This window comes from Candidatus Micrarchaeia archaeon (genome assembly GCA_041653315.1).
Taxonomy (GTDB): domain Archaea; phylum Micrarchaeota; class Micrarchaeia; order Anstonellales; family JAHKLY01; genus JAHKLY01.
Genome location: JBAZFO010000059.1, coordinates 1 through 4,838 on the forward strand (window position 1 = coordinate 1; position 4,838 = coordinate 4,838).

Consider the following 4,838-nt stretch of genomic DNA (forward strand, 5'->3'; position numbering starts at 1 on the left):
TTTCTAAAACTTGCTGTTCCATCTGCTTCATTAGGTGATGCAAAAACAGACCCTACAGTTAATGATAATGCAAAAAAGGCTTCTACTGGATGATTTACAACTAAATCAAAAACCATTTTTACTTCTTCAGCTAATTTCATACCAAATTCTTTAATTGGATTTCTTACTTCCATTTTATGTATTAGATTTTTTTTATATGCTCTCATTCTCTCCCCCTCCATTTGTGTTATTACATTAATTATTGTGTATTAACTTATATTTAAATACTTCCCCCCCTAAAGTGTAGAGGAATAATAAGATTTAAAAAGACAGAAGTAAATACTATAATATGGATAATACTATCAAAATCTTAAATAATATAGGTTTAACAAAAAATGAGAGTATTGTATATACAACTTTATTAAAGTTAAAAACAGCAAAAACCGGAGAAATTTTAAAAACTGCTAATTTAAATACTGGAAAAATATATGAAATTTTAGAATCTTTGAAAGACAAAGGATTAGTAAGCGAATCAATAATAGATGGGATAAAATATTTTAGTTCTTCTAGGCCAGAACAATTATTAGAATTTAATAAAAAGAAAAAAGAAAAATTAGAAAAAGAAGAAAAGGAAATTCAAACAATATTGCCAAATCTAGAAAAAATGTATATTTCAAATAAAGAAACTAAATTTAAATCAATAACATATACTGGATATAAAGGGATAAAAACTGCAATTTATGAAGCACTTGGTGAATTAGAAAAAGGAGAGGAAATTATTGCAATGGCTGTAACCGAAAAAAAAGATGAAAAATACAATAAAATGTGGACTAAATTTCATAAATTAAGAATAGAAAAGAAAATAAAATTTAGATTAATTTTTTCTGAAAGAGGAGAATATTTTAATAAATATAAAAAATTTAAATTATGTGAATGTAAAATATTAGAAGGTTTAACTCCAGTTGCAGTAAATGTTTTTGGGAATAATATAGTTGGCATTTTTAACTACCAGGATCCGGTTTCATGCGTTTTAATATATAACAAAAATGTAACTACATCTTTTAAACATTTTTTCAACCAGTTGTGGAAAATAGCAAAACCTTAAATCTAAAAAATAAATTTTTTTATTTATTTAAAGTTGGGTTTGTTTTCCACAATTTTCTCCAAAAATCTAATATCCTACCATAAATTCTTCCACTAAACAATCCCATAAAAGCAATAGTTGCAATTGAAAATATCGCTTTTTTCAATGGAGGCCTATTCAAAAAAATTAAGAAGGTTGAATAAAAAGAAAGATAAAACAATAAATTACTAGCAGTATCAGTCAAATATTTTTTAATGCCATCACTTTTATGATCTGTTTTTACTTTTTTAGCAAACCAATCTCTAAAAGCACCATAAAATCTACTAAAACATAAATCAAAACAAATCATAGCAGATCTTTGTTTCAAAGTCTGTTCAAAAGTAAACCCAACTACAAAAAATTCAAAAAATCCAGGTAAAGTACAAGAACCTAATAAACCACACGAAGTATCAACAAGATATTTTTTAAGAGAAGTTGGACTTTCATCTTGTGTTTTCAGATTTTCAACTGACTTAAATCTTGAAGATAAATTAGATAATTTAGAAAAATCTCGGTTTAAATATAGTCTTTTTCTTTTTGATCTTTTTTTATAATCACAATTATTAAAAACTTGTATTCTTCTAGAACTATGAGGAAGTACCTTATATATAAATTTTTTATTACTATCTTCTAATCTTCTCTTAAATGTAATCAATTTATTCACCACTTGTGTTTATAAAATAAATTACATGTATCTCTGTTTTTAAAACTTTCTAATGTATAATTAGTTTTTAACAATCGTACCTTTGTGCGCTTTGCCTTGGATTATTTTCTCAACATCTTTTAAGTTTTCAGCGCTTATGAAGTGCAATTCAATATTGTGCTTCTGCGCTAATTTGGTGGCCATTTGGTCAAACACAATATTTTGTCCAGATTTATATCCTTTTCCAGATTTTAAAATTAAGGCGCTTAATTCTTTGTGGGTCATTTTTGATATTTTTTCAGCGCTTTTATATTTATTTGGATCTGCAGTATAAATTCCGTCAACATTGCTTATGTTTATTAATTTTGTATGTTTTCCATTCAAAACCGCTAATTCAACTGCATCCATATCTGATGTATATCCTGGTTTATCTCCTCCTTGAAAAACAAAATCATATTTACTTAATAACTTAACACTTTGGTCTGATGAAAGAGAAACTTCAACACATGTTTTTGTTTTTTTAGATATAAAATAAGCTAAAACACACTGTGCGTTTACACGTGTACAATGAATACCAAGCCAGTCAAAAGAAATTTTATTATTTGAATATTTTTTAACTTCAAAAAGAAGATTTCTAAATAATTTTCCTCCACCGCAAATTACTGCAAATTTAGTTTTTTTTTGTTTATTGAGTTTTATTAAAAGATCTCCAAAATTTTTAATTAAAGAGATATTTAATTTACCTGTATTTATTACACTTCCACCTAATGATATTACAATAGTTTCCATAATAAAACAAAACAAGTATATATTTTAAATCTTGCTTTCCTAATATTTAAGATGATAAATATGAATTTTGAAAGAATGATAAAGGAATTTGAAAAAAAGGAAAAACAACAAACTGAAATATTAGAGCAAAAAAGAGCTTTAGTTAGAGACTGCTCAAAAGCAATTAAAGAAATACATAGAAGAAAACTAAAATCAGCAAAAGAATTAATAAAAAATGTTGAAGACGGACTCAAAAAATTAAATAACTTACGGGAAGAATTTGAAGTACATATTGAACATATAGAACAAGAATATACTGAAGCAGTTATATTACTTGAAGTAGTTGAAAATGAAAAAATTTCTTCTCCTGAAAAATTAAAAGTATCTGATGTATCTTATTTAAATGGATTAATGGATATTGTCGGAGAATTAAGAAGAGAGATGCTTGATTTATTAAGAAAAGATAATTATAAAGAAGCAGAAAGAATGTTTGATGCAATGGAAACAATATATGAATCTGTTGAACCAATACAATTTTCTAATTCAATAATTCCAAATTTTAGAAGAAAACAAGATGTAGCAAGAAGACAAATTGAACAAGCAAGAAGTGAAATTTTATACTCAAAAAGGTGAGAAAAATGAAAAAAATAATTGTATTAATATTTTTAATTGGAATATTACTTTTTGGATGTATATCTAATGGGGAAGAAAAACCACACGCAGAGATACCAGATAAAAATCAAACAACAAAACCAAATGAAACAATTTATCAACCCCCAAAACCTGTTTATGAAGATGTTTTAAATGGTACTATTAGATTCAATGAAGATATTGAAGCTGATTTAGAAGTTTATTTCATAGATGTAGGAATGGGGGATGCAACTTTACTTAAAAAAGGAGATTTTGAAATTTTAATTGATGCAGGTGGAGAAAAAGATATTATTAATTTTTTAAATGAAAAAAATATAACTAACTTAGAAATAGCTATTACTACAAAATATACAAAAGATAATTCAGCGCAAATGAAAAAAATATTAGAAAATTTTAAAGTTCAACAATATTGGGATAATGGAATAAAAGAAGAAAATATTTATTATAATGAGATTTATACTATCTTAGAAAATAAGAATATTCCAATAAAAAACCCAGAATTTGGAGAAAATGTTAATTTAAATGGAATATCAATTACTATTCTAAATCCTCAAAAAATTAGGTATCCTAATGTTAATCCAACTTTAAATTCAATTACCTTGTATATAACAGATAGAAATTTTTCATTGTATTTCAGTGATGTTGAAACAGGAGTACAAAATACTATTTTAGCAAATTATCCAAATATCAAATCTACTTTTATGAAAGCCCCAAATCATGGAACAAGCACTGCCTCAGTAGGTGGAGATCAAACAGTACAATTATTTTCATTAATAGATAAAGTTAAACCAGAATACGCAGTTGTTTTTGTTGGGCCAACAGAGGAAGAAATACCAAATAATGCAGTTTTAGAAGCATTTAGATTAAGAAAGGCTAAAATGCTTAGAACAGATTTAAATGGAACAATATCTGTAATAACAGATGGATATGAATACAATATAACAACATCTATAGAACAAAAAAAGAAATAAACATTTTACAAGTTATATTTTTTATTCATTTCTTTTTGTACCCTAATTTTTTGTTATATTTATCATGATCTAAAATATCTAAAACAAATGCAATAATCTCAATTTTAGTTTCTCCATCAGTTAAAGAATAAAACATCCTCCAAAAATTAGGTAGTTCTACTCTAAATAAATTTGTAATTCCATATTTTTGTTTATATTCTGAAGGAATAAGATATTTTGGTACTGAAACCCCATAATGAATATTTAGTTTAATTAATTCTTTTTTCTTATTAAACGCCCTTAAAATAGATGCTTCTATCTTTGATTCTGAAGCCTGTTCATTTAAATATTTATAAACTTCTTCTGCAGTTGGAGAAAGAATTAATCTTATTTTTTTCATAATTCCAATCCTCTTAATATCTCTTTTCTTAAATTTAAATTAGTATTATAAATCCAAGTGATACCTTTTATACTTACTACAATTTTATTGCTTTCTTCAAGGTATTCTAAAATTAATTTTAAAGTATTATGATTAATTTGTTTTGGTAATTCTTTTTTAAGATCAGCAACAGAAATAATACTATTTTTCATTTTTTTTAAAGTTTCCTCTACCATAATAACTGTATTTAAAGTTGGAGAATGAACCATTTTTTGAATTTGTACTGCTTTTATTCCTTTTATTTTTCCTGACATATTTATCACCAATTGTTATTAACTAATAACT

8 protein-coding genes are annotated in these 4,838 nt (G+C 25.2%); 3 read left to right on the forward strand and 5 right to left on the reverse strand.

What is annotated here, in order from left to right; genetic code table 11:
• A partial coding sequence (locus WC356_07360) for a hypothetical protein (GenBank protein ID MFA5382960.1) occupies positions 1-206 on the reverse strand: 206 nt, incomplete at its 3' end.
• Positions 207-328: 122 nt separating this feature from the next.
• Between WC356_07360 and WC356_07365 the strand changes: the two genes are divergently transcribed.
• Positions 329-1,084 (forward strand): helix-turn-helix domain-containing protein, encoded by a 756-nt coding sequence (locus WC356_07365; protein ID MFA5382961.1) that lies wholly within the window; start codon positions 329-331, stop codon positions 1,082-1,084.
• 19 nt (positions 1,085-1,103) lie between these two features.
• On the opposite strand, the gene alaE is transcribed toward WC356_07365, so the two are convergent.
• Positions 1,104-1,757 carry an L-alanine exporter AlaE gene (gene alaE / locus WC356_07370; GenBank protein ID MFA5382962.1) on the reverse strand — a complete coding sequence of 218 codons (654 nt, stop codon included), beginning with the start codon at positions 1,755-1,757 and terminating at the stop codon, positions 1,104-1,106.
• A gap of 69 nt (positions 1,758-1,826) precedes the next feature.
• Positions 1,827-2,534, reverse strand: coding sequence for a UMP kinase (gene pyrH / locus WC356_07375; GenBank protein MFA5382963.1), 708 nt, complete (start codon positions 2,532-2,534; stop codon positions 1,827-1,829).
• Between the two features lie 51 nt (positions 2,535-2,585).
• Here pyrH and WC356_07380 point away from each other — a divergent pair, with 51 nt between their 5' ends.
• Positions 2,586-3,146: a hypothetical protein gene (locus tag WC356_07380; GenBank protein MFA5382964.1), complete on the forward strand. Its 561-nt coding sequence runs from the start codon at positions 2,586-2,588 to the stop codon at positions 3,144-3,146.
• A gap of 5 nt (positions 3,147-3,151) precedes the next feature.
• Positions 3,152-4,135: an MBL fold metallo-hydrolase gene (locus tag WC356_07385; protein ID MFA5382965.1), complete on the forward strand. Its 984-nt coding sequence runs from the start codon at positions 3,152-3,154 to the stop codon at positions 4,133-4,135.
• A gap of 25 nt (positions 4,136-4,160) precedes the next feature.
• Here WC356_07385 and WC356_07390 read toward each other — a convergent pair whose 3' ends face one another.
• Positions 4,161-4,514 (reverse strand): hypothetical protein, encoded by a 354-nt coding sequence (locus WC356_07390; GenBank protein MFA5382966.1) that lies wholly within the window; start codon positions 4,512-4,514, stop codon positions 4,161-4,163.
• Entirely contained in the window at positions 4,511-4,807 is a 297-nt protein-coding gene (locus WC356_07395; protein ID MFA5382967.1) for a hypothetical protein, read from the reverse strand. Before WC356_07395 ends, WC356_07390 begins: the two co-directional genes overlap by 4 nt.
• Positions 4,808-4,838: the final 31 nt, after the last annotated feature.

Coding starts and splice junctions, on each gene's coding strand:
- WC356_07365 (MFA5382961.1), top strand. CDS start 329: ATGGATAATACTATCAAAATCTTAAATAATATAGGTTTAACAAAAAAT.
- pyrH (MFA5382963.1), bottom strand. CDS start 2,534: ATGGAAACTATTGTAATATCATTAGGTGGAAGTGTAATAAATACAGGT.
- WC356_07380 (MFA5382964.1), top strand. CDS start 2,586: ATGATAAATATGAATTTTGAAAGAATGATAAAGGAATTTGAAAAAAAG.
- WC356_07385 (MFA5382965.1), top strand. CDS start 3,152: ATGAAAAAAATAATTGTATTAATATTTTTAATTGGAATATTACTTTTT.
- WC356_07390 (MFA5382966.1), bottom strand. CDS start 4,514: ATGAAAAAAATAAGATTAATTCTTTCTCCAACTGCAGAAGAAGTTTAT.
- WC356_07395 (MFA5382967.1), bottom strand. CDS start 4,807: ATGTCAGGAAAAATAAAAGGAATAAAAGCAGTACAAATTCAAAAAATG.